This window comes from Cupriavidus yeoncheonensis (genome assembly GCF_905397275.1).
GTDB lineage: Bacteria > Pseudomonadota > Gammaproteobacteria > Burkholderiales > Burkholderiaceae > Cupriavidus > Cupriavidus yeoncheonensis.
This window is the reverse complement of record NZ_CAJPUY010000005.1, coordinates 94170-118908: the sequence shown is the minus strand read 5'-3', so window position 1 is coordinate 118908 and position 24739 is coordinate 94170. Positions and strand designations below refer to the sequence as shown.

19 protein-coding genes are annotated in these 24739 nt (G+C 65.5%); 10 read left to right on the top strand and 9 right to left on the bottom strand.

Annotation, left to right across the window (positions count from 1 at the left end):
• Nucleotide 1 precedes the first annotated feature (1 nt).
• Entirely contained in the window at nucleotides 2-931 is a 930-nt protein-coding gene (locus KHO22_RS08480; protein WP_230426795.1) for a phosphate acetyltransferase, read from the bottom strand.
• A gap of 58 nt (nucleotides 932-989) precedes the next feature.
• On the bottom strand, nucleotides 990-3308 hold the full coding sequence (locus KHO22_RS08475; RefSeq protein WP_211946671.1) for a DUF3141 domain-containing protein: 2319 nt from the start codon (nucleotides 3306-3308) through the stop codon (nucleotides 990-992).
• 786 nt (nucleotides 3309-4094) lie between these two features.
• Here KHO22_RS08475 and KHO22_RS08470 point away from each other — a divergent pair.
• Nucleotides 4095-4436, top strand: coding sequence for a YciI family protein (locus KHO22_RS08470; RefSeq protein ID WP_230426794.1), 342 nt, complete (start codon nucleotides 4095-4097; stop codon nucleotides 4434-4436).
• Nucleotides 4437-4622: 186 nt separating this feature from the next.
• Here KHO22_RS08470 and KHO22_RS08465 read toward each other — a convergent pair whose 3' ends face one another.
• The 3 genes from KHO22_RS08465 to KHO22_RS08455 form a co-directional block, all read right to left on the bottom strand.
• A complete protein-coding gene (locus KHO22_RS08465; protein ID WP_211946670.1) occupies nucleotides 4623-5684 on the bottom strand; it encodes a porin in 1062 nt (353 codons plus the stop codon).
• A 426-nt stretch (nucleotides 5685-6110) separates the two neighbouring features.
• Nucleotides 6111-7130 (bottom strand): extracellular catalytic domain type 2 short-chain-length polyhydroxyalkanoate depolymerase, encoded by a 1020-nt coding sequence (locus tag KHO22_RS08460; RefSeq protein ID WP_211946669.1) that lies wholly within the window; start codon nucleotides 7128-7130, stop codon nucleotides 6111-6113.
• A 404-nt stretch (nucleotides 7131-7534) separates the two neighbouring features.
• Nucleotides 7535-9229, bottom strand: a complete 1695-nt coding sequence (locus KHO22_RS08455; protein WP_211946668.1) for an ATP-binding protein — start codon at nucleotides 9227-9229, stop codon at nucleotides 7535-7537.
• A gap of 323 nt (nucleotides 9230-9552) precedes the next feature.
• Between KHO22_RS08455 and KHO22_RS08450 the strand changes: the two genes are divergently transcribed.
• Nucleotides 9553-10593 (top strand): tripartite tricarboxylate transporter substrate binding protein, encoded by a 1041-nt coding sequence (locus tag KHO22_RS08450; RefSeq protein WP_230426793.1) that lies wholly within the window; start codon nucleotides 9553-9555, stop codon nucleotides 10591-10593.
• A 63-nt stretch (nucleotides 10594-10656) separates the two neighbouring features.
• Here the strand turns inward: KHO22_RS08450 and KHO22_RS08445 are convergent, their stop codons facing one another.
• From KHO22_RS08445 to KHO22_RS08435, 3 genes are all read right to left on the bottom strand, one after another.
• The gene (locus tag KHO22_RS08445; RefSeq protein ID WP_211946667.1) at nucleotides 10657-10977 is read right to left on the bottom strand and encodes a hypothetical protein; all 321 of its coding nucleotides are present in this window, start codon (nucleotides 10975-10977) and stop codon (nucleotides 10657-10659) included.
• A 151-nt stretch (nucleotides 10978-11128) separates the two neighbouring features.
• Nucleotides 11129-12454, bottom strand: a complete 1326-nt coding sequence (locus KHO22_RS08440) for a DUF1501 domain-containing protein (RefSeq protein ID WP_211946666.1) — start codon at nucleotides 12452-12454, stop codon at nucleotides 11129-11131.
• Nucleotides 12455-12505: 51 nt separating this feature from the next.
• Nucleotides 12506-14050 carry a DUF1800 domain-containing protein gene (locus tag KHO22_RS08435; RefSeq protein WP_230426810.1) on the bottom strand — a complete coding sequence of 515 codons (1545 nt, stop codon included), beginning with the start codon at nucleotides 14048-14050 and terminating at the stop codon, nucleotides 12506-12508.
• Between the two features lie 342 nt (nucleotides 14051-14392).
• Between KHO22_RS08435 and KHO22_RS08430 the strand changes: the two genes are divergently transcribed.
• Together KHO22_RS08430 and KHO22_RS08425 are read left to right on the top strand one after the other, a co-directional pair.
• Nucleotides 14393-15310 (top strand): DMT family transporter, encoded by a 918-nt coding sequence (locus tag KHO22_RS08430; RefSeq protein ID WP_211946664.1) that lies wholly within the window; start codon nucleotides 14393-14395, stop codon nucleotides 15308-15310.
• Nucleotides 15294-16106 carry a helix-turn-helix transcriptional regulator gene (locus KHO22_RS08425; RefSeq protein ID WP_211946663.1) on the top strand — a complete coding sequence of 271 codons (813 nt, stop codon included), beginning with the start codon at nucleotides 15294-15296 and terminating at the stop codon, nucleotides 16104-16106. The genes KHO22_RS08430 and KHO22_RS08425 overlap by 17 nt, the downstream gene beginning before the upstream one ends.
• Here KHO22_RS08425 and KHO22_RS08420 read toward each other — a convergent pair.
• Nucleotides 16075-17394: an MFS transporter gene (locus KHO22_RS08420; RefSeq protein WP_211946662.1), complete on the bottom strand. Its 1320-nt coding sequence runs from the start codon at nucleotides 17392-17394 to the stop codon at nucleotides 16075-16077. The two genes, KHO22_RS08425 and KHO22_RS08420, sit on opposite strands and share 32 nt — an antisense overlap.
• A gap of 148 nt (nucleotides 17395-17542) precedes the next feature.
• Between KHO22_RS08420 and cyoA the strand changes: the two genes are divergently transcribed.
• The 6 genes from cyoA to KHO22_RS08390 all read left to right on the top strand — a co-directional run bounded on the left by cyoA (nucleotide 17543) and on the right by KHO22_RS08390 (nucleotide 24738).
• Entirely contained in the window at nucleotides 17543-18580 is a 1038-nt protein-coding gene (gene cyoA / locus KHO22_RS08415; protein WP_211946661.1) for a ubiquinol oxidase subunit II, read from the top strand.
• 60 nt (nucleotides 18581-18640) lie between these two features.
• Nucleotides 18641-20644, top strand: coding sequence for a cytochrome o ubiquinol oxidase subunit I (cyoB, locus tag KHO22_RS08410; protein ID WP_211946660.1), 2004 nt, complete (start codon nucleotides 18641-18643; stop codon nucleotides 20642-20644).
• Nucleotides 20637-21326 carry a cytochrome o ubiquinol oxidase subunit III gene (cyoC, locus tag KHO22_RS08405; protein ID WP_211946659.1) on the top strand — a complete coding sequence of 230 codons (690 nt, stop codon included), beginning with the start codon at nucleotides 20637-20639 and terminating at the stop codon, nucleotides 21324-21326. The genes cyoB and cyoC overlap by 8 nt, the downstream gene beginning before the upstream one ends.
• Nucleotides 21323-21721 carry a cytochrome o ubiquinol oxidase subunit IV gene (cyoD, locus tag KHO22_RS08400; protein WP_211946658.1) on the top strand — a complete coding sequence of 133 codons (399 nt, stop codon included), beginning with the start codon at nucleotides 21323-21325 and terminating at the stop codon, nucleotides 21719-21721. The genes cyoC and cyoD overlap by 4 nt, the downstream gene beginning before the upstream one ends.
• Nucleotides 21722-22264: 543 nt before the next feature.
• A complete protein-coding gene (locus tag KHO22_RS08395) occupies nucleotides 22265-23644 on the top strand; it encodes an amino acid permease (protein ID WP_211946657.1) in 1380 nt (459 codons plus the stop codon).
• Between the two features lie 218 nt (nucleotides 23645-23862).
• Entirely contained in the window at nucleotides 23863-24738 is an 876-nt protein-coding gene (locus KHO22_RS08390) for a ferritin-like domain-containing protein (RefSeq protein WP_211946847.1), read from the top strand.
• The last annotated feature ends 1 nt before the right edge of the window (nucleotide 24739 follow it).

The following is a 24739-nucleotide window of genomic DNA, read 5'->3' as shown; positions in this document are numbered from 1 at the left end:
ATCACCCCTGTACCTGGCCGGAGTCCCGGCGCGCCTTCGCCACCAGCGCCGCCACCGCACATGACGCGAGGCGCGTCATGACGGCATCCGCGCGGCTGGTCAGGATGATGGGCACCCGCGCCCCCAGCACGATGCCTGCGGCATCGGCGCCGGCCAGGAATGTCAGGCTCTTTGCGAGCATATTGCCGGCATCCAGGTCCGGTACCAGCAGCACGTTGGCGCGCCCGGCCACCGGCGAGTCGATCTTCTTGATACGCGCGGCGTCCAGGTTGATGGCGTTGTCCAGCGCAAGCGGGCCGTCGACCACCGCACCGGTGATCTGGTGCCGGTCGACCATCTTGCACAGCGCGGCCGCGTCGATGGTGGACGGTACCTTGGTATTGACCGTTTCCATGGCCGACAGGATCGCCACCCGTACGTCCTTGACCTGAAGTGCATGCGCCAGGTCGATGGCGTTCTGGAGGATATCCGCCTTTTCCTCCAGCGTCGGCGCGATGTTGACCGCAGCGTCAGTAATGATCAATGCGTCCTCGTGGCCGGGCACATCCATCACGAAGCAGTGGCTGATCCGCCGGGCCGTGCGCAGGCCGCTGTCGCCCCTGACCACGGCCCCCATCAGTTCATCGGTATGCAGGCTGCCCTTCATCAGGGCCTCGGCCTTGCCTTCGCGAACCAGCCGCACTGCGGCGGCAGCGGCGGCATGGCTGTGCTCGGCATCGACCAGCGGATACTGGCCGATTTCGATACCACTGGCGCGGGCGGCCTCTTCGATGCGATCGCGGGGCCCGACCAGGATAGGCGCGATCAGACCCAGCCGCGCCGCCTCCACCGCCCCCTCCAGCGAACTCCGGTCGCAAGGATGGGCGACCGCGGTGGGCGTCGGTGGGAGGGACTTGCAGTAGTCGATCAGGCGCTGATACTTCTCGTGCATGGCTTTCTCCTGCGTCACCAGCTTGCAGTTGGATTCCGGCGACCGCCGGCACTTGGCGTCAGGACGCGCGCACAAACGGTACCGCGGCGCGACGTGACCGATCGGGCTTGATCGACAGGGCCGAGCGGATTCGCTCGAGCATCGCAGCCTGCTCGGCCGTCGGCGCGCGGCCAATCAGCCGCTCGTCATCCCTGAGCTTCTCGGCCAGTGCCTGCAGGCGCTGGCGATCGTTCTGGTCGCGCAAAAGGACGGGCAGCGTCTCGAGCGCCCGCTCCGGCGCGTACAGCGTGATGAGCTCCTGCTGGCCACGAATCCGGCGCCACGCCTCGGGCAGCAGTTCGGGCAGCAACTCCGCGTAGTCCGTCACCAGCTCCTTGCGCAACTCGAGCCTCGACAGCGGCAACGGCTCGCCCTGTCGCTTGAGCAGGCAGGCCACCCGGGCGATGGCCTCCGCGTAGCCGCCCTGCTCGATCGATGCCAGCGCTGCCTTGACCTCGGGCAGTTCCCGTGGCTCGGTAACCGCTGGCGGACCGGCATGCGACGTTTTGTCCTGCGGAACCAGCGAGAGCATGTTCGCGTACAGATTGAAGAAGGTGGCTTCCGTCATCGCATCGCGCACGGCACGATAGGCGTCGAGGCCTGCGCTGAGCATGTCGGCGCCGGCCTGCTCACGCTTGCGCAGCGGATGGTCGGCGTCCAGCGCCTGCCGGTTCGCCTTGACCGCATTGGCGGCGTGACCCAGCCACGCCATCCAGGGATTCATATCCGAGAACGCCCAGTTCTGCATCCGCAGCGGATGGAACTCGCGCAGCATGCGTGCCGTCGTTTCGTTCGACATGGCCTGCACGAACGGCTGGGCGAAGAGTTCATAGGCACGCTGGTTGAATTCGGACAGCGCAGCGACGGCCTCGAACGGCTTCTCGTCAACGCGCTCGAAGCGGTTGAGCCTTTGCGCGATGTCTTCGAGGGAATGTTCGCGGAACTCGACCTCATACTCGACGCCACCGTCAGACTTGCGCTCGTGGATCACCATGCCGTAGAGCCCCGGAGGCAGCAACTCGATGCTCTGCAGCACGGAAACGATCTGCGCGTGCTCCTTCTGCGCAACCTTGCCCGAGACGAAGATGCCGAGGTGGCCGACGTCCTGGTGCATCATCCCGACGATGACCTGACCCCGGGCCTTGATCTCCTCGGTGCTGCCATAGACATCCACCACCCAGTTGAAAGCCTGCTGCGGCGGAGTGATGTTGTCCCCCATCGAGGCAAACAGCACGATGGGAGCCTTGATGTCGCGCAGATCGAACGCCTTCCCGCCGGCATCCTTGACGTCTCCGCTCCAGAGCTTGTTGCCCACGAAGAGGTTGCGCGTGATCCATTCGATCTCTTCGCGGTTCATCAGGTAGTAGCCGCCCCACCAGTGCTCGAACTCCAGGAAACGCGGCGGCTCGGTATCGGCCTTCCGGTACAGGTTGTAGTACTTGTCCCACAAGCTGTTGGCCGGATTCAGGTTCTCGAAATTCTGGACCAGCCAGGCACCATCGAACTTGCCGTTGCCCAGGTCAGCCGTCAGGGACGACAGCCAGGTCCCGCCCAGCAGGCCGCCCGAGTAGCGCATCGGATTGTCACCTTCGCCCTCGCTCCAGGCGCCGCCCCAGTAAGACATCGGCGCGCCGTTGATGACGATGGGCCCGGTGTCGTCCGGATCCGATGCGGCGAGCATCATGGCGGCCCAGCCTCCCTGGCAATTGCCAATGATGGCCGGCTTCTGGCTATCCGGATGCAGCGCACGCACCTTCCTGATGAATTGCTGCTCGGCTTCGCACACGTCCAGCAGCGTCTGCCCCGGCTCCGGGTCACGGAAGAAGATCACGAAATAGACCGGGTGGCCCGCACGCATGGCCACGCCGACCTGGGAATCGTCCTTGAAGCCGCCGATTCCCGGGCCGTGGCCAGCACGCGGATCGATGATGACGTAAGGGCGACGGCGGTTGTCGATGGTGACGCCCGCTGGCGGCGTGATCTTCAGCAGCGCATAGTTGACGGGCCGGGCGAAGCTGCGGCCGTCCAGCACGGTTTCGTACTCGAAGTGCAGAACGGGCTTGAGCCCTTGGACCGCATTCTCGACAAAGTTGTTGCCACGCTGCCTGATCGTGTCCCAGAACAGGATCGCACGCTGCATGCCGTCGACCGCGTAGGCATAGTAGTTCGTCGGGTCCGCAGCGGCCATCCAGCCAGCGGGCGTCGTCGCCTCGTCGGCCATGGCTTCCTGCGCGCGTTGACTGAATACCTCTTGCGCATGCTGCAGGCGCTTTTGCAGCACCACGCCCGTCTTCAGGCCCACTTCACGGGCGTGCGCCAACTTCTTTCCTGCGTCCATGCTGTCCCTCCGCTAAGGAATTGCCGTAAACCAATGGCTCGGAAACACCAATCAGGAACTCTGACCCCGACTGCGGATATGGAGTTCTCCGGCGCCGGGAAAGTAAAACTCTGGTCCATTCCATGCATGCCACGCCGAAGCACATGGCCACTTGCCACCGCTACGCGGGTCGCCCCCGCGTTCGGCTGCTGCGCTGGTTTGCGCAGGCCGGACTGACCTGCACGGCTACGGCTTCACTGTGGACCGCCTCGACCCGGTCGTCCTGCCTGACGTTCTTGAGGCGTCCCGGATCCGCCACCAACAACTCTATCCGGAACCTCCGGGCGGCCCGACATGAAATCTTTCCTGCGTCGAGATAAGAAATTCTTTCACCGCGGGATATGAGCCGGGCCACGCACATCAAGCGGAACTGAAGGCGATGGGGCGCTGGCGAAGTCTCTTCCGAAGGGTTCCGTCTGAGCGGCTTGCGCCCTGCCTTTGTCACATGATTGCCATTCGGGAGCGATAGCCCGAACACGGCGGCGAGCGTTGGTATCCACTGGAGGTCAAAAAGAGTTCTTCGCTGATTGCCGGGGAAGGCTGAAAATCCGCAGACCGAGTTCGGCCAGAAGCGGTCAGTCACGCAGCCATACAGCCAACGAGAGCAAAGACGATGCAAGATCAACGGCTTACATGCCGGGAATCTGCACATGTCAGAGCGCATCATCCCTATTAGGGCGCGTTACACATCGCCCCATAACTCTTAGGCCTCACAAACAGCAACGACCTCAACCGAAGGATCGAACGATGACGAAATACCTTATCTCCTTTCCTGGAAGGGCAATGGAAGTCCCCGCCGAGGACTTTGCCGCCGTGAGCGAAGCTGCGCACGAGGTCATACGCGAGGCGAAGGCTGCAGGCGTGTATGTGTTCGGTGGTGGTATCAACAAGGATGTCGCACCACTCATGGTCGCCTCAGACGGCACGGTCACAAACGAAACCTATCCCCAGACGAAGGAGTTCGACGGCGGCTTCTGTGTCCTGCAGCTTCCGTCGCGCGAAGCTGCCATCCTGTGGGCTGCAAAGATCGCCAAAGCTTGCCGCTGCTCGCAGGAACTCCGCGAGTTTGGGTATGACCCCGAGAGCTGAGGGGCAGGGGCCCGTACCCACTGCGATCGATGACAGTCTCCCGCATCTACTTTCTTCATCGCCATGATCAAAGTCGGTGAGCCGAAAAAAAGCCGGCATTATGCCGGCCAACGTCCTTGAATCCAGCAACATTCCAAGGTCGATATGAGCTTTCCCGGCGCGCGCAAATGCCGCGCCTGTTTCGCGTCAGAAGCGGTGACGGACACCGACCATCGCGCCGGTCTGGTTCTGTCCTGGCAGCGTATTGGCCGTGCCGGTCACGCCGAAGGTAGCATTGCCCTTGTTGCTGACATAGCCAAGCAGCAGGTACGCGTCGGTGCGCTTCGAGAAGGCGTAGTCGGCGTTCAGCACGAACATCCACGAGTCCTTGCTGTCGGTTCGGGCGTCGGTGTAGTAGGCACCGCCGGTCAGCGTGAAAGCCGGCGTGAACTTGTACAGCGCACCAAGCCAGTACAGGTTGTCGTGGCGGGCCGTACCCGTGGTGACTTCATCGCGCATCCAGCGATAGCCGGCGAACAACTTGGCATCCCCGATCGCGTACGACCCGCCCACTGCAGCACGCTTGGCTGCAAGACCCGATGAGGCAAGGGTGCTGCCCTGGAACTGATCATAGGCGACGCCCACCGAGAACGGTCCGTTCGCATAGGCCAGGCCAGCGCCGAAGTTGGTACCGACCTTGAAATGGCCCGGCACTTCGCCGCCCAGGCCCGTGTTCACGTCGCGGCCGAAGCTGTAGAAGCCGGTCGCCGTCAGGCCACCGAACTTGCCGGTGTACTTGATGGCGTTATCCGCGCGGCCGTTGAACTGGTTGTCGACCGAGTTCAGGGAGTAGCTCGGGCCCAGCGCCATCGGGTCATAGGCAGCGAACAGGTCATACAGCGAGTTCTGCTGACGGCCGAGTGTCACGGCACCGAAATCGCCCTGCAGACCGACATAGGCCTGGCGGCCAAACAGGCGACCGCCCTGGGCGGACTTGCCGGTGTCGATATCGAAGCCGCTTTCCAGCACGAAGATGCCCTTGAGGTGATTGCCAAGGTCTTCGACCCCGCGCAAACCCCAGCGCGAACCGGACAGGCCACCCGAGGTCACGCCGGTGACCGAGCCGCCTCCATTGGCGCCTTGCACGTGGTTCTGGAAGCTGATGCCGGCATCGGCGATGCCGTAGAGCGTGACGTTGGACGACTGTGCAGATGCGGCGCCGGACATGGTGCTGACAGCAACCGCCACTGCGAGAAGATGCTTTTTCATTATGGAATCGAGAGACTGTTTGAACGAGTTGGCTTCCTTCTGTCAGGCCACATCAATGCCGGGAACCGAGCCGAGGTGCCACGCCTGACGCATCGGGAATATTGAGGCGCTTCTGTGACACCATTGAGCAAGGAATGGCCGGATCCGTGGATATATTGTTCGTCTCTGTGGACAATCGGACGGTTCTCGCCCTGCGGGCGTCGGCCTCAGACGCGGGGTCTCAAAGCGTGAGCGCACGCCGGGCAATGGAAAGGCGCGTAGCGGGAAAGGTACGTAGCGCAAATGGCAGGCGCGTTGGCCCGGAATGCCGGCAAGGTATGCCGGCCCGACTCCGACCGAATACGTCGCCTGGCCGGCCTTTGCGGGCTGTGCACGGACATTGACGCCGTGTGGCATCCCCGCAAAGGGGCGTTGCTTGTCTGTGCTTTACGGCTTGGCGAGCAAGCGGCTGACCATTGCGTTGACCGCACGCATTTGCGCGCCCGATTTCAGCGCGTAGTCGGCACCGGTATAGCCGAACCAATCCCAGCAGCCTTGCGGGTTGAAGGGGACCGTCGATGCATTCACCTGCGGGTACAACACAAGGATGTTGTTCGTGTCGGCCCAGCTGTTGTAGTTCGTCTTCGCGTAGAAATCATCGCCGACCACAGCCTGGGACTGCTTGCACCCATGGAATGCCACATGGACCTTGCACGCCGCGCCCTGATCGCATGACTTGGGCACATAGAGGAATCCCGTGTCTGCCATGCCCGTCCCGGCCGCCGCGAATTCGCGCTGGTCGAACGGCACGATTCTCCCCGTCAGACTCTTTGCGGGCGGCTTCAGCGTGCCGTAGATCTGCTGCAGCAACGCGCCAGCCTGGTCGTACTTCTGCTTGCCGACCGCGCAGTGGCTGATATAAGGGGGCGCGTTATCCGCGCATACGTTGCCGAATGCCGGCGTGATGAATGCATGGCCCGCAGCCACGCTGTTCACATACTGCAGGCTGGCCGCCGGGACACCAGCTTCCTTGAAGAATGACACCGTCGCATCGACCGCCTGCTGGTAGACGACCGTATCCTTGGTGCCACTGAATACATAGATCTTCGCCTTCTCCAGATTCGACAGCGGGTCGATCTGACCGAGCGAGGCGAAGCCCGACGCGGCAGCTACCATCAGCGCTGGATTGGGCGGCACGAACGGTACCTGGCCCATGCAGATCGTCGTGTTGAGGATGTTCCCCGCGGCGCAGTAGTATGGCCCTCCTGCGACCACGCCGGCACCGATTACCGAGCCCGAGTACGCGACCTGATACTGGACTGCCATGAAGGCGCCCGATGACAGGCCGGAGACTGAAGTCTGCGAGGGGTCTCCGGCATAGGAGGACAGCGCATTGGCGGCCAGCGCAGCATGGCTAAATGCAGCCAGTGCAAAGGCAGCAAGGATACAGCGGCGAAGCGATCTCATCACGGTAGCTCCTGTGGCACAACGATCGAGGCAAAGATTGGATTCCTCAGCACGATGCCTTTGAAGACGACCGCGTATTCAACACCCCGCCCCAACTCCGTTTCGGCTGCGGCCATGGGTACGCGATAGGCCAAAGATTGCGATGATCGGATTCACTGCACCACGGCCATGCAACGACGCGTGACGTCGCTGAAAACCGGTGAGCAGTTGGGTTCAATGCACCGCTATTGTGCGAGTCTCGTGGCGTACTGCACCGGATCAAGAGTTGCACAGGCAAGGCTTTGTGCTATGCAGCATTATGGGTGCTGGCGAAGCCCGGTGAACTGATATTTGCGTTCGCGTGCGTCCTTGCAACGGTGTCGTCAGCTTGTCATGAAAGCGCCTGGAAATTCGACGCTCGCCAACTACACTTCGAATACCTTGCGGACAGTCCGCGCCAGATCCTCGATGGAATAGGGCTTGCTGAGCAGAACGACGCCTTCATCGAGCCGGCCCTCATGGAAAATCTCGTCCCGCGTATATCCCGATGCGAAGATGACCTTGGCCTTGTAGGGCGGATGGCTTGCGATCCTGGCAAGTTCGCTGCTCCGGACCGTGCCAGGCATGACGACATCCGTAAACAGCAGGTCTACGCCTTCGACGCGCTGCAACACTGCCAGCGCTGCTTCGCCATCCTTTGCTGACAGGACCCTGTGCCCAAGCTGGGCAAACATGTCGATCGCCGCCAGTCGCACGTCAGGATTGTCTTCCACCACAAGGACCGTCAGTTCATCGGCGCTATTGCCCAGGACCGGCCTCTCAGCATCCGGCGCTTCTTCCTTGTGCGTCCTGGGAAAGTAAAGAGAAACCGTGGTGCCCTGGCCGACGGCGGTCTGCAGATCAATTTGGCCCTGGCTCTGCTTGACGAAACCGAAGACCATGCTGAGCCCAAGCCCGGTTCCATGCCCTTCCGGCTTGGTCGAGAAGAAAGGCTCGAACGCACGCGCCTTTACCTCTTCGGACATACCGGTGCCCGCGTCGACCACTGAGAACCTGACGTAGTCTCCCGGCGGAAGCTCGATTGCCGGTTCCTGAGCGCCATCCTGAACGGTCAGATTGGCCACTTCGATGCCTATCACCCCGTTGCCCCGCAAGGCGTCGCGCGAGTTGATGACCAGGTTCAACAGCGCGCTTTCCAGTTGCGTGAGATCGACGAACAGATTCCAGATATCACGAGGGACGGTCAGCTTCAGTTGAATGCTTTCGGGAACCGCACGCCGCAACAACTCCGACATCCCGTCGATCATCTTGCGCGGATTCGCCACTGTCGGGCTAAGCGGCTGCCTGCGCGCAAATGCCAGCAGTTGCTGGGCGAGCTTGGCGCCCCGCGCCACCGCCGCATTGGAGGCATGGATACGGGCCTGGAGCCGGGGATCATCGCCGACGGCGAAGCTCAGGAGTTGCAAGTTCGAGGCAATCACTTGCAGAACGTTGTTGAAATCGTGGGCGACGCCACCGGTCAGGCCACCCACTGCCTCCAGCTTCTGCATCTGGCGCAGGCGGTCCTCCGCGTTCGCCCGGGCTCTTACCTCCTGGGCGACGCGCTCTTCCAGATGTTGGTTCAACACGAACAAGGCTTGCTCGGCCTTGCTTCGCTCAAGCTCCGCTTCGCGCCGCTTTCGCTCCGCAAGCACGCGTTCGGTAATTTCAAAGACAATGGCGATAACGCCCGCGGGAACGCCATCGTCATCCACGACCGGGCTGTAATGGAGATCCAGCCAGACCTCTTCCGGTCTTCCGTGTCGGTGAAGTGTGAGCGGCTTGTCCTTGTATGACAGGGTACCGCCCGCCAGTACCGTATCCACGACATGCCGGTTGAATGCCGCAACCTCCGGCCACCCTTCTTCAACGGGCTTGCCCAACAGAAACGGGTGCCGGCCTCCGGCGAATGCCGCATAGGCGTCGTTGTAGACCATGACGCCGTCCCTGCCCCAAAGCATCACCAGGGGAACGGGGCATCCGAGGAGAAACTGTATGTTGGCATTCAGGCTGCCCGACCAGCCTTCCCGAGCGCCGAGTTCGGTCCCGCGCCAATCGTAGGCGGCGATGCGGTGAGCCATCTCGCCTCGCCATCCCGGGCACAAATTCGTGGATGACGGCCAAGCTGCGGATGCAATCATGTCACTGAGCCAGAATGCGGTTCTACCTACTATACCGCGCCCCGCGGAACACCTCGCTTCCAGTCCACGGCAGTCGGCCCGATGCCGAAGCGAAGTAAGGAGCCTTTTCAGGATCGGAGTCCCCGTCGCGGTCGCCACACTGCCGGCCGGACTGGTGCTTTTTGCCAACGCAACTGATCAGCCCGGCAATTGGCCGGAAGCCGGCAAGCCGCTAATGTCCTTCCGCAACAAGCACAAAAAGACAATGCAAGGAGACAAAAAGCATGGCATCTAAAGACAAGCAGGCCGACGGTCTGGCGTCCGCTTCCCGGCGTGCGCTTCTGGGGGCCGCGGGGGCCGCTGGAGCCGCGTGGGCCGGATTCGGGGCTGGCCTGGCGCTGGGGCTGGGGCTGATGCCGGCCGCCCTCGCCGCCGGCACCTACCCGGCCCGGCCGATCGAGTTCTGGATCCCCTTCCCGCCCGGCGGACCGACCGACGCCTCCCTGCGCGCCCTGGTAGCCGCCGCCGGCAAGGAACTGGACCAGCGCGTCGTGCCCATCAACAAGCCGGGCGCCGGCGCCACGCTGGCCGCATCGGTGATGGCGCAGACCGCCACGCCGGAGGGCTATGTGCTCTCGATGGTCGCGGCCAATATCTTCCGCATGCCGCATCTGCAGAAGACCAGCTACGACCCGCGCAAGGACTTCACCTACATCATCGGCCTGACCAACTACCGCTACGGCCTGGTGGTGCGGGCCGACGCGAGGTGGAAGAACCTGGCCGAGTTCCTCGCCTATGCCAAGGCCAACCCGGGCAAGGTCTCGTATGGCGCGGTCGGGATCGGCAGCTCCGGGCACATCGCGATGGAAAAGCTGGCCAGGGCCGTGGGCACGCAATTCACGTTCGTGCCCTACAAGGGCGGCTCGGAGGAGTTGATGGCGCTGCTGGGTGGCGACATCGATGCCGTGCTGGACCCGGGCTGGAGCCAGTACGCCATCGCCGGGAAGATTCGCCCCCTGGCCATCGTCGGCGACAGCCGCTTCCCGCGCTTCAAGGACGTCCCGACACTGAAGGAACTGGGCTATGACATCACCGCGTCCTCGCTGGTCGGCATCGTCGGCCCGAAAGGCATGGACCCGGCGGTCGTCAGGCGCCTGCACGACGCCTTCAGGGCGGCGACGAAGGATCCGGCCTACATCCAGTCGCTCGAGGCCATCGACCTGGAATCGGTGTACCTGAGCCACGAGGCGTACACCAGGTTCGCCGCCGAGCAGTACGAGCGCGAGAAGCGCACGGTGCAGCAACTCAACATCAGGCTTGACTGAGGGCTTGAATGAGCGCGGTTTGCGGGCCGGTGGCGCGGGCGGGCCGGCTCAGCGCGGGCGGGCTCAGTCGTCGTGCCGGTGCCACCCGTGCTTGCGGTAGCCCCGCTCGCGCCATCTCCGTTCGCCCTGGTCGTCGTCATCGTCGCGCCCGCGCCAATAGGGTGCATGGACGGGCGCCGGAGCGACCACAACCGGTTGCGGGGCCATATAGACCGGCTGGGGTGCAACGTAGACCGGCTGGGGCGCCACATAGACGGGCGCGGGCTCGGCATAGACGACGCCGGGAATCCCGATGCCGATATCGACATTCACCCGTGCCTGGACGCCCGGGGCAATGGTGAGCAGTCCTGCGGCCAGTGCCGCGACGATTGCAAGCTGCTTCAATTCAATCTCCTACTCTGAACGGCAGCCACTGTAGCGGCTCAGAGCTGGCAACTCGCCCCCTATCCTGTAATCATTCGTAACTGTTGCGCGGAGCACTAAGCCGACGCAGCGCTTTTGCCTGCCTTTGTCGCGCCCCGCGGGGCACGCCGCGCTAGACCAAGCCGAAATCGGCCGCCGTTCCCCCCGGAAACACCTGCGCCAGGCGCGCATCGTCCAGGCCGTACAGCCGCCGGAATATCCCCCCGAGCACGGCGCGGTACTCGTTGCGCACCGGGTAGTCGCGATTCTGGTTGAGCGTGCCCGCCTCCACCGCCACCTGTTCGCCGGCAATGCAGCCGCCGCGCACGGCGCCGCCAGCAACCCAGTAGACCGTGCCGTGGCCGTGGTCGGTCCCGCGCGAGCCATTCTCGCGAAACGTGCGGCCGAACTCCGACACCACCACCACGGTGGTCTTGCCCCACGCCGGCCCCATCTCCTGCGCAAACCCGGCAAGCCCGCGGCCAAGGTTGTCGAGCAGGTTCGCCAGTTGCCCCTGCGCGGCGCCCTGGTTGGAGTGCGTGTCCCAGCCCCCCACGTCGACGAAGCCGAGGTTGAACTTGTCGCGCATCAGCCCCGCCATGCGGCGGGCCTCGACCTCGAAGCCGCGCGCGCTCAGTGAACGGCGGTTGGCGGCCTGCATGTCCTGCATGCGCGCGGCCATGGCATCCGTGCCGCCCGCCACGGCGGCGCGGGCCTGCATCGCCTGCGCCTGTTCGGCAACGGTCTGGCGCAACTCAAAGCCCTCGTCGATCAGTGACTCGAAGCGCGTGCCGCGGTACATCTGCGCGAGCGCGCGCGTCTGGCGCGCGTCGAACGGCGTGCGGCCCGTGCCCTTGAGCGAGACATTGGGCACATCCTGGCTGCCGGTCAGCACCAGCGGCAAGCCGTCGGTGAAGGCCACCGGCGCGGCGCGCCCGCCCATCGATTGCGCCAGCCGGTTCAGGAAGCCGCTGCCGCGCAGCGATGCCGCGTCATGCCGGCCATCGCCGGTGCCCGACGCGCCGGACTCGATGCTGTCCTGTGTCTCGAAGTGGCTGCGGGACATGTCATGGGTGCCGGCAAACGGCACGAAGGCGAGCTGCTGCCGGTTCCACAGCGGCAGCATGGTGTCGGCCAGGGCCGGATGCAGTGCCCAGCCGCCGATGCCGCGGCGGCCGTCGGCCGCAAATGGCGGCGCCAGCGCAACGGCTGCGGCGGGATCGCGTTCGGCGCCGGCGGGCACCGGCCGCCGGATGGCGATATTGGGCCGCGAGGCGTAGTAGAAATCGCTGCCGGCCGGCACCAGCACGCTGGCGGCGTCATAGGCACCGCGCAGGAACACCAGCAGGAAACGCGCATCCGCCTGCGCCGGCAGCGCATACACGCGCGACATGGTCGCGGGCAGGGCCAGCGCCAGCCCGGCACTGCCCATCGTCTTGAGCCATTCCCGACGTTTCATCTCGAAGTCCTTGCGTTCGTGTGCGTCGTGTGCGTCGCCTGTACTGCCGGATCAGCGCTGCATCCACTCTGGCGAGCTGAGCAGCAGCGTGTTCCATTCGGCCTGTGTCTCCGCCTGCGCGAGCGACGCGCGCGTCTGAGGGCCCAAAGTCGCCTCGATGGTGTCGTAGTAGGCCTTGCCCGCGACCACGGGAAAACGCGCCGGCCCCGGCGGCAGACTGGCATCGCCGGCAAACAGCCCCGCCGGGCCGGAGCCGATGGCGCGCGCGATCTCGAAGCGCTTGACCATCTGCCCGGAACTCGCCCAGGCGCCTTCCGCCGCCGGGTAGCCGTCCGGCGTGACATGCCCGTAGAGCGGCTCGCCAAGCTGGTTCAGCCAGTTCATGACCGGACGCAGGTTGCTGACGGTGCGGCCGTCATAGGCCAGGCGCATCGACGCCATCACAAAAGCCATCGGGTCCCGGAACTTGCGCCCTGGCGCGTCCAGCACGCGGTCGAGCTCGGGCGACAGGAACATGGTGGTCAGCACGGCGGCAATGTCGCCGTCGGTGCGCGTGAAGGTAGCGGCCATGCGGTCGACCAGCGAAGCCGGCGGATTGTCCGCGACGAAGTAGGCGGCGAGCTTCGCACTGATGAAGCGGGCCGTGGCCGGCTCGCGCGCCAGGATCGCGACGGCGCGCGCGGCTTCGTCGAAGCCGGTCGGTTCGATGCGCCGTCCGAGCAGCGTCTTGGCGCCAAAGTCGTGCCGGTTCGGATTGAACTCGAACAGCCCATCGCCGCGGTACAGCGCCGCGCGCGCCGGCGCCAGCCGCGGCGGCTCGCCGCGCGCGTTGATGCCGAAGCCCGTCAGCACGCGCGCCAGTTCCTGCACGTCCTGCTGGGTGTAGCGCGAGCCGCTGGGCCCGCCCGACACGCCGAGCGTATGCAGCTCCATCAGCTCGCGCGCGTAGTTTTCGTTGACGCGGTTGGCGCTGCTCTGCATGTTGTCCAGGTATTCCAGCATGGCCGGCGCGGTCACGGTGGCCAGCACCAGGTCGCTGAACTTGCCAAGCGCGCGCGGCCGGATGGTGTGTTCCTCGTAGTCGGGCAAGGCCCAGCGCACCTGCCCCTTGGCGCCATAGACGCTGAAGTGGTTCATCCAGAACCAGGTCATCTGCTCGCGCAACTGGGCCTGGGAATACAGCGCGCGCAGCAGGTGCCGGCGGACGGTGTCGGCAATCGCCTCGCGCCCTTGCCGGTTCAGCGCCTCGCGGGCCTGCTGTCTGGCCATCTCGTCGGGCAGGCCGGCGATGCGCTGGCGTTCCTCGCGTGCCGCGCGCGTGCGCTCGGCGGCGGTGCCCTGCAGGGTTGGCAATGCGGCAACGACAGCGGTCACCGCCGGCGGGTCGGCGGGCGGCATGCGCAGTTGCTCCTCAAGGTAGCGCTTGCGGCCCAGCTCGCGCAGCCGTGCGATGCTGGCCTGGTCGGCACCGAAGCTCACGGTATTGAGCCAATGCAGGTCCGCCGCGCCGAGCGGCCCGGACGCGGCCGGCGGCTGCTGCGCGCAGGACGCCAGCGCCAGCATGCAGGCCGCGGCAGGCAGCATGGCCGTCAGCATCCGCCGCACGCCGCGGATGGCGGCGCCGGCAGGAAAGGTCTGCCGCCCAGGGGTCATGCCAGGCTCCTTGTCTTGCGATGCAGGGACATGGTCCTCTTACGTGGCGGGCGCGCTGCCGGTTGACAGCGCGCCACCTGCCGCACGGTTACGAAAACTTTCACGGCGCCCGGTCCAACGGTCTTATCATGCGTCGCCCAAAGCACCCCATTGCCAGGGCCGATTGCCGGAATCGCCAAGACATCCTCCGGCCCGGGCGTTAGTTTCTGCGGCATGCCGGCACCACGGGTTTCCGTTGCGCCGGGCCCCAGATGAACCACCACCGGCCCCCGGCCGTGAACCCCTATGTCCCGCCCCCAAGATTCCGCCGGCTGGCTGCCCGGCCTGGCCTTTGTCCTGATCTGGTCTACCGGCTTCATCGTCGGCAAGGCCATCGTGCCGCTGGCCGACACCAGCCTGTTCCTGCTCGCGCGCTTTGCGCTGGCCGCGCTCATGTTCTGCATCGCCGCGCTGGCCGCGCGCGCCGCCTGGCCAGCGTGGCATGAAGTCCCGCGCCACCTGCTCGCCGGGGCGCTGATGCAGGGCCTGTACCTGTGCGCCGCCTTCGGCGCGGTGGCGCACGGCCTGCCGCCGGCCGTGATGGCGCTGCTGGGCGCGTTGCAGCCCCTGCTGACGGCATTGCTTGCCATTCCCCTGCTGAAGGAGCTACCTTCCAGACGCACGTGGCAAGGCCTGGCGACCGGCGCCGCAGGCGTGGCGCTGGTCGTGGCGCCGTTAGTGGTGCCGGTCGTGCAGGCCGGCGCCGGCCAGTCCGTATCGCCCTGGGTCTTGCTGGCCGGGCTGCTTGCCATTGTCTCGATCACCATGGGAACCCTGTTGCAGAAAATGTCGATTGCCGCCTCGGACCTCCGTACCAGCTCGGCGTGGCAGAACGCCGGCGCCATGCTGGTGGCCGGCGTGGCCGTGTGGCTGTCGCCGGCGCCGCACTGGCAGCCGGGGCCGGTCCTGTGGACGGCGCTTGGCTGGGCGGCACTGGGAATCTCCGGTGCCGGCACCTGGCTGCTGCTCGGCATCGTGCGGCGCGGGCAGGCGGCCAGTGCCGCGGCGCTGATGTTCCTGGCGCCGCCGCTGGCCGCGGTGCAGGCGTGGCTGCTGTTCGGCGACCGCCTCGGGCCGCTGCAGTGGCTGGGCATGGCCGTCGCCGGCGCGGGGGTCTGGCTGTGCCAGACGCGGGAAAGGCCAAGGCATGCCGCAGCCCACTGAACTGGCGCACGCGGGCGCCGCGAGCCCGCTGGTGGAGTCCCGGCGTTACCACCCGTGGCCCGCGGGGCATGCGCACGACCATCACCAGTTGCTGTTCGGCCTGGATGGGGCCACCGAGCTCGAGATCGATGGCCATCTGTACCGGGTCGATCGCCACCACGGGCTGATCGTGCCGGCCGCCAGCCACCACGAGTTCCTTGGGCTGGCCGGCAACCTGCAGGTGGTTGCGGACTTCCCCGGCGCGTCGGTCGCACTGCCCGCGCGGCTGATGGAACGGCCGCGCGCCTTCGTGCTGGATGGCGCCCTCGGCACGCGCGTCCGGGCACTGGCGGCGCTGCGCCCGGCCGGCACCCGCGCGGCGCACCTGAACTGGACCGTGGCCGCGACGCTGGCCAGCGACCTTGCCGACGCTCTCGGCGCATCGGACGGGCATGGCCCCGCGACCGTGTTCCCGGTCATGGCCATCGATGCCTACCTGCGCGCCAACCTGTCGTCGGCCTTGCATGCGGGCCACCTGGCGGAGCGCTTCGGCTGGAGCGTGCGCCGCTTCCACACACTGTTCGCCGAGGCGTTCGGCGACACGCCCCATCGCTACCAGACGCGCCTGCGGCTGGACCGCTCGGTGCAACTGCTGGCCGGCACCGGCCTGCCGCTGGTGGAGGTGGCGCTGGCCTCGGGCTATCCCGACCAGACCACCTTCACGCGCAGCTTCACGCGCCGCTTCGGCCAGCCGCCGGGGGCATGGCGCGCGGCCGCCGGCCGCTTCAGTCCTCGTCGGAAGCCAGGGCCCGGTTGATCCGCAGCGCGAGCAGCGTGCAGAGCGCGCCGGACATCAGATAAGCACTGACCGCGATCAGCCCGAACTTGGCCGACAGCCCCAGCGCCACCAGCGGCGCGAAGGCCGCGCCGAACAGCCACGCGAAATCCGTGGTCAGCGCGGCGCCGGTATAGCGGTAGCGGCGCTCGAAGTTGGACGTGACCGCGCCCGCCGCCTGTCCGTAGGACAGGCCGAGCAGGCCGAAGCCGATCAGGATGAACAGGTCCTGCGCGACCGGCCCGCCGCCCATCAGCAGCGGCGCGAACAGCGCGAAGACGCCGATCAGCACCGCCATGGTGCCGAGCGTGGTGCGGCGCCCGATACGGTCGGCGATGCGTCCCGAGGCAATGGTGCCCAGGATGCCGATGAACGCTCCGGCCACCTGCACGGTCAGCACGTCGGTGATCGGCTGCGTCTGGTGCAGCTCCACCCACGACAGCGGGAACACCGTGACCAGGTGGAACAGCGCAAAGCTGGCCAGCGCGGCGAAGGCGCCAAGGAAGATGTTGTAGTCCTGCTTGCTGATGAGCTCCAGGGTGCTGATCGGTTCCAGCTCGTCCTCGTCCAGCAGTTGGGTGTACTCATGCGTCACCACCAGCCGCAGCCGCGCGAACAGCGCCACCACGTTGATGGCGAAGGCCACGTAGAACGGGTAGCGCCAGCCCCATTCCAGGAACTCGCCACGATCCAGGCTCAGGTTCAGGAACAGGAACAGCGAGCCCGCGACGATGAAGCCCGTGGGTGCGCCGAGCTGCCCCATCATCGCGTACCAGCCGCGCCGCTCGGGCGGCGCATTGAGTGCGAGCAACGATGGCAACCCGTCCCACGAACCGCCGAAGGCAATGCCCTGCAGCGCACGAAACACGGCCAGCAGCACGATGGCGGTATGCCCCAGCGTGGCATAGCCGGGCAGGAAGGCGATGCCCACCGTGGCCGTGCCAAGCAGGAACAGCGCCGCCGTCAGCTTGATGCCGCGTCCCCAGCGCCGCTGGATGCGCATGAACAGCGCCGTGCCGAACGGCCGTGCGACAAAGGCCAGCGCGAAGACCGAAAACGAGTAGAGCAGGCCGTCGAGCCGGTCGGCGTACGGAAAATACACGCTCGGGAAGACCAGCACCGACGCGATGCCATAGACGAAGAAGTCGAAGTACTCGGACGCCCTGCCGATCACGACGCCGGTGGCGATTTCCGCCGGCGCGATATGCGCGGCCCCTGGCGCGGGAGGTGCAGAAGGAGACGCACGATGCTGATGGGTCACGCTTGCCATCCGTATACCTCCACAGAGAGTAACGGGGCTAGAGAGCAATTTGCCCCCTGGCGATTAGCCCCTGAGCGCCTAAACTGCCATAGTTGCTCAGACCAGTCTAAGTCACGTACGCTTAAGCGTACAGGATGGCAACAGAGGACCCAAGCCTATGCGATCCGACCGTTCGACTCAGGCAGTACCGCGCGCGCCGCGCTGGATCCTGCTGGTTCCGGCACTGGCTGTCCTGTGTGGATGCAGTACGGTGCTGATGTCGCCGAACGGTGATCTCGCGGTCCAGCAGCGCAACCTGATCCTGATCTCGACCGGACTCATGCTGCTGATCATCGTGCCGGTGATCGTGCTGACGCTGCTGTTCGCGTGGCGCTATCGGGCCTCCAATACCGGTGCGCCCTACAACCCCGACTGGGACCACTCCACCGTGCTGGAACTGCTGATCTGGTCGGCGCCGCTGCTGATCATCATCGCGCTGGGCGCGGTCACCTGGGTCAGCACCCACAAGCTCGATCCGTACCGGCCGCTGCAGCGGCTCGATGCGCAACGGCCGCTGCCCGCCGATGTGCAACCGCTGACGGTCGAGGTGGTTGCACTCGACTGGAAGTGGCTTTTCCTTTACCCAGAGCAGGGCATTGCCAGCGTCAACGAAGTCGCCGCGCCGGTGGACCGGCCCATTCGCTTTCGCATCACGGCCTCGAGCGTGATGAATTCCTTCTTCATTCCGTCGCTGGCCGGCCAGGTCTATGCGATGCCTGGCATGGAAACCAAGCTGCATGCGGTGATGAATCAGCCTGGCGACTATGAAGGTTTCTCCGCCAACTACAGCGGCGCGGGCTTCTCGCACATGCGTTTCCGTTTCCACGGCCTGAGCCACGACGACTTTGACCGCTGGGTCCAGCGCGTCAAGAACAGCGGCACGCCGCTGTCGCGCGACGGCTACCTGCAACTGGAGCAGCCCAGCGAGCGCGATCCCGTGCGCCACTACGCCAGTGTCACGCCCGACCTGTTCGATGCCATCCTGAACCGCTGCGTGCGCGCCGGGCAGGTGTGCCAGAAGGACATGCTGGCCATGGACGCACGCCGCCAGCAAGGCGGCGCGCTGGGCGCCGTCTGCACGGCCAGCAATACGCCGAAGGCGCCGTTCGACCCGGCCGCCCCGTACAGCGAGCGCAGCGCGGTGGCGCTGCGGTAGCACAGCCGGGACGCGAGCGCCCCGAGACGAGAGACCTTCACCCTGGCCCTGGAGAACAACATGCAGGAGCGATCCGAACTCGCCACGCTCATCTTCGGCCGCCTGAGCTGGGAGGCCATACCGCTGCACGAGCCGATCCTGCTGGGCACCTTCATCGTCGTGGTCCTCGGCGGCCTGGCGCTGCTGGGCGCGGTGAGCTACTTCGGATTGTGGGGCTATCTGTGGCGCGAGTGGTTCACGAGCATCGACCACAAGCGGATCGGCATCATGTACGTGATCCTCGGGATCATCATGCTGCTGCGCGGCTTTGCCGACGCCGTGATGATGCGCCTGCAGCAGGCCGTCGCGTTCGGCGACAACCTTGGCTACCTGCCGCCGCACCACTACGACCAGATCTTCACCGCCCACGGCATGATCATGATCTTCTTCGTGGCCATGCCGCTCGTGACCGGGCTCATGAACTTCGTGGTGCCGTTGCAGATCGGCGCGCGCGACGTGGCCTTCCCCTTCCTCAACAACTTCAGCTTCTGGATGACCACCGGCGGCGCGGTGCTGGTGATGATGTCGCTGTTCGTCGGCGAGTTCGCGCGCACCGGCTGGCTGGCCTATCCGCCGCTGTCCGGCATCGTCCACAGCCCTGACGTGGGGGTGGACTACTACATATGGTCCTTGCAGGTGGCGGGGGTGGGGACCGTGCTATCGGGCATCAACCTGCTGGTGACCATCGTCAAGATGCGCGCCCCGGGCATGACGCTGATGCGCATGCCGGTCTTCACCTGGACCGCGCTGTGCGCCAACGTGCTGATCATCGCCGCGTTCCCCGTGCTGACCGCGGCGCTGGCCATGCTGGCGCTGGACCGCTACCTGGGCATGAACTTCTTCACGGCCGACCAGGGCGGCAGCGCCATGATGTACGTGAACCTGATCTGGATCTGGGGCCACCCCGAGGTCTATATCCTGGTGCTGCCCGTGTTCGGGGTGTTCTCCGAGGTGGTGGCGACGTTCAGCCAGAAGCGGCTGTTCGGTTATGCGTCGATGGTCTACGCCACGGTCGTGATCACGGTGCTGTCCTACCTGGTCTGGCTGCACCACTTCTTCACGATGGGTTCGGGGGCGAGCGTCAACTCGTTCTTCGGCATCACCACCATGATCATCTCGATCCCGACCGGGGCCAAGCTGTTCAACTGGCTGTTCACCATGTACCACGGGCGCATCCGCTTCGAGGTGCCGATGCTGTGGACGGTCGGCTTCATGATCACCTTCGTGATCGGCGGCATGACCGGCGTGCTGCTGGCCGTGCCGCCCGCCGACTTCTCGCTGCACAACAGCCTGTTCCTGATCGCCCACTTCCACAACGTGATCATCGGCGGCGTGCTGTTCGGGCTGATGGCCGGCATCACGTACTGGTTTCCCAAGGCCTTCGGCTACCGGCTCGAGCCGTTCTGGGGCAAGTGCTCGTTCTGGTTCTGGCTGGTCGGCTTCTACTTTGCGTTCATGCCGCTGTATGTGCTCGGCATGATGGGCGTGACCCGCCGCATGAACCATTTCGAAGACCCCTCGCTGCGAATCTGGTTCCTGCTCGCGGCCTTCGGCGCATTGCTGATCGCGCTGGGCATCGGCAGCTTCCTGATCCAGCTCGTGGTGAGCTTCATGCGCCGCGAATCGCTGCGCGACGTCACCGGCGACCCGTGGGATGGCCGCACGCTCGAATGGTCGACCTCGTCGCCGCCCCCCACCTACAACTTCGCCTTCACGCCCATCGTCCATGACACCGACGCCTGGTGGCAGATGAAGGCGCACGGCTTCCAGCGGCCGTTGCACGGCTTCATACCGATCCACATGCCGAAGAACACGGGCGCGGGCATCATCCTCGCGGGTCTCAGCACGGTGTGCGGCTTTGCGCTGATCTGGCACATCTGGTGGCTGGTGGTGGCGGCGTTCGCGACGCTCATCATCAGCGCGATCGTGCATACCTTCAACTACAAGCGCGACTACTACATCCCGGCCGATACGGTCGGCAACACGGAGGCGGCGCGCTCGGCGCTGCTGGCCCGCCATGCCTGATACCGCTGCCCCGTTCCCCGCCGGCCGCGCGCAGGCCGTACCGTCCGCCCCGCCGCCCGCCGTGCAGTCCGGCCATGGCACCGAGGAAGGCGAACTGCGCTTCTACATGACCAGCGAGTACCACGTGCCCAACGGCACGTTGCTGGGGTTCTGGGTGTACCTGATGAGCGATTGCCTCATCTTCGCCTGCCTGTTTGCAGCCTACGGCGTACTGGGCCGCAACTATGCGGGCGGGCCGACCGGCGCCGAGCTGTTCGACCTGCCGCTGGTGGCGCTCAACACGTCGTTCCTGCTGCTGTCGTCCATTACCTATGGCTTTGCGATGCTGCAGATGCAGCAGGGCCGCGTCGGCGGCACGCAGGGGTGGCTGGCGATCACCGGCCTGCTGGGTGCGGCCTTCCTTGGCGTGGAGATCTTCGAGTTCGTCCACCTGGTCGGCGAAGGCGCCGGCCCGTGGCGCAGCGGCTTCCTGACTTCGTTTTTCTCGCTGGTCAGCACGCACGGGCTGCACGTGACCTTCGGCACCATCTGGCTCATCACGCTGATGGTGCAGGTGAGCCGGCACGGGCTGATCTCCGAGAACCGCCGGCGCCTGATGTGCCTGTCGATGTTCTGGCACTTCCTGGATGTGGTCTGGATCGGCGTCTTCACCTTCGTTTACCTGATGGGAGTGCTGCCATGAGCGCACCGGACCACACGCTCGCCCATGGCCATGACGGCCACGACGGACATGGCCATGACGACAGCCACATCCATATCTCGATGAGCGGTTATGTAACCGGCTTCGTACTGTCAGTGATCCTGACCGCGATTCCGTTCTGGCTGGTCATGACCAAGGTGTTCGAGAAATCCAGCACCACCGCGCTCGTGCTGCTGTCGCTGGGCGCCGTGCAGATCGTCGTGCACATGATCTATTTCCTGCATATGAACGCCAAGTCGGAGGGCGGCTGGAACATGCTGGCGCTGATCTTCACGCTGGTGCTGGTGGTGATCACGCTGAGCGGTACCTTGTGGGTGATGTTCCACCTGAACTCGAACATGATGCCGGGGATGGTGGATGTGAAGAGCCTGCCCTGACAGGCGCTGGCGAAGCGGTGCGGCGCAACGCCGCACCGTCGCCCGATTGAACCGGGTCGTCACCAGTTCAGGATCCGCTCAAGAACCACAAGACTGTCGCCTTCCCGCCTTTGGCGGCCTCAGGGCGCGAGCGCTCTCCTCCCTCCTGACCAACGCCTGCGCCCCCTCACGGGACGCGATGTCCCGCCTCGCCTGCAGGCGGCTTGCATGACTGTGCTCGGTAGAAAATGCGAAGACGGGGTCATCCATCGGCTCCCGCGCGCATAAAAGTGCCCCATTCAGCACCAAAGACAATCTATCGAACAATTCCGTTCAAATTGAGCAACAAATGCCAAGACTTTGTCATTAATCTTGCGAGCTATTTTTCGTTTCCGATCCGCCAATTACCAGCACGGGTCAGCGTTCCGGCAGGCTTTTGCGCGACACCATTGCGCGCCCGGCTAAAAGCTGAGCAAAAGTGCGCCGTGCAGACCGGGAACGATCCCTGCACCCGCCACCCCACAAGGGCCAGCGGGCCTTTCAGTTGAACGGAGACAACGACAAATGAGTGCAAGTACCGAGCATTTGCAGCGCGGACTGGGCGAGCGCCACATCCGCCTGATGGCGCTGGGATCGGCCATCGGCGTAGGGCTGTTCCTCGGCTCGGCCAATGCGATCAGGATGGCGGGCCCGGCCATCATGCTGGCTTACCTGATTGGCGGCGCCATGATCTTCCTGATCATGCGCGCGCTCGGCGAAATGGCCGTCCACAACCCCGTGGCGGGATCCTTCTGCCGCTATGCGCAGGACCACATGGGCCCGCTGGCCGGCTACCTGACGGGCTGGAACTACTGGTTCCTGTGGCTGGTGACCTGCGTGGCCGAGATCACGGCCGTGGCCATCTATATGGGCGTCTGGTTCCCGGACGTGCCGCGCTGGATCTGGGCGCTCGCGGCACTGGGAGCGATGGGCTCGGTCAACCTGCTGGCGGTCAAGGCCTATGGCGAGTTCGAATTCTGGTTCGCCATGATCAAGATCGTGACCATCGTGCTGATGCTGTTCGGCGGCGGGGCCATGATCGCGTTCGGCCTGGGCAACGGCGGCGTGGCTACCGGCATCAGCAACCTGTGGGCGCATGGCGGCTTCCTGCCCAATGGCGCCAGCGGCGTGCTGATGTCGCTGCAGATGGTGATGTTCGCCTACCTGGGCGTGGAAATGATCGGCCTGACCGCCGGCGAGGCGAAGAATCCGCGCAAGTCGATCCCGGATGCCATCAACTCGGTGTTCTGGCGCATCCTGATCTTCTACGTCGGCGCGCTGTTCGTGATTCTCTCGCTCTACCCGTGGAACGAGATCGGCGCGCAGGGCAGCCCGTTCGTGATGACGTTCGAGCGCCTGGGCATCAAGACCGCCGCGGGCATCATCAACTTCGTCGTGCTGACCGCGGCGCTGTCTTCGTGCAACGGCGGCATCTTCAGCACCGGCCGCATGCTCTACAACCTGGCGCAGCAAGGCCAGGCGCCCGCCGCCTTTGCCAGGGTGGACGGCAACGGCGTGCCGCGCCGCGCGCTGCTGGTCTCGATCGCCGCGCTGCTGTGCGGCGTGCTGCTGAACTACCTGGTGCCCGAGAAGGTGTTCGTGTGGGTGACGTCGATCTCCACCTTCGGCGCGATCTGGACCTGGGCCATCATCCTCGTCACGCAGATCCAGTTCCGCCGCGGCCTGTCGGCGGCCGAGCGCGACAAGCTGGCTTTCCGCATGCCGTTCTGGCCGTATGGCTCGTGGATCGCCCTGGCCTTCCTGGCGCTGGTGATCGCGCTGATGGCCTACTTCCCGGACACGCGCGTGGCGCTGTACGTGGGCCCGGCCTGGCTGGTGCTGCTGACGGTGCTGTACTACCGCCTGGGCGTCCGGGCGCGCGGCCCGGTCACCTACCAGGCCTGACCGGCGCTTGCGACGGGTGCGCCAGCGGGCGCCCGCCGCTACAATGGCCCCCGGGCAATCCACTGCCAGGGGGCCAGATGTCCGAACTCTACGCTGCGCCGCCCCGCCATGACGGGGCCACCGACCCGGACGCCGGCCACGCCGGCGTCATCGCAAATTCAGCCGAAGATGCCGTGGCGCGCGCCACCGCCGTGGCCGACACGGTCGCACGCACGGCGATGGAGCAGGCGGACCACGCCATGCGCCACTGGACCGACCCGACGCCGGGCCCGGTACGCATCGGCTCCCCGCAGCACCTGCGCATGTTCTGCAACATGCTGCTGCAGACCCACAACCCCTACAAGCCGGCCGTGATCGAATGGCCGAAGCTCTCGCCGGACGCGCTGCAGCGTGTCACCTCGTTGCCGATCTGGGACATTGCCGTGCAGACCGAGGGCCGTGCCTCGATCCGCGTGAAGACCTTTGCCAAGGCGGTCACCGACCCACTGCTGCGCAGCGCGCTCGACATGAACGGCGGCGAGGAAGCGCGCCACAAGGTCGTGCTGTCCAGGCTGGTGGAGGCCTACGACATCCCGCTCGCGCCGGAGCCCGACTACCCGCCCCCGGCCGACCCCGAGTGGGGCTGGCTCGTGACGGGCTACAGCGAGTGCATCGACAGCTTCTTCGCCTTTGGCCTGTTCACCATGGCAAAGCGCTCCGGCTATTTCCCGGCGGATCTCGTGGAGACCTTCGAGCCGGTGATCCAGGAAGAAGGCCGCCATATCCTCTTCTTCGTCAACTGGGCGGCCTGGTATCGCAGCAACCTGCCCTGGTGGCGCCGGCCGCTGTTCGCGCTGAAAGTGGCGCGGGTGTGGGCCTTCCTGGTCTGGGAGCGCATCGGCATCGCGCGCGGCATCGACGCCGACGGCGCGGCGCAGGATGCCAACTTCACCATGAACGGCTCCGAAGCGCTTGGCGAATCGCTGTCGCCGGGCGCGATGATCGACCTGTGCCTGGCCGAGAACGACCGTCGCATGGCCGGTTACGACGAACGCCTGCTGCGGCCCGAGACGGTGCCACGCCTGGCCCGGCTGGCGCGCCGCTTCCTCAAGTGAC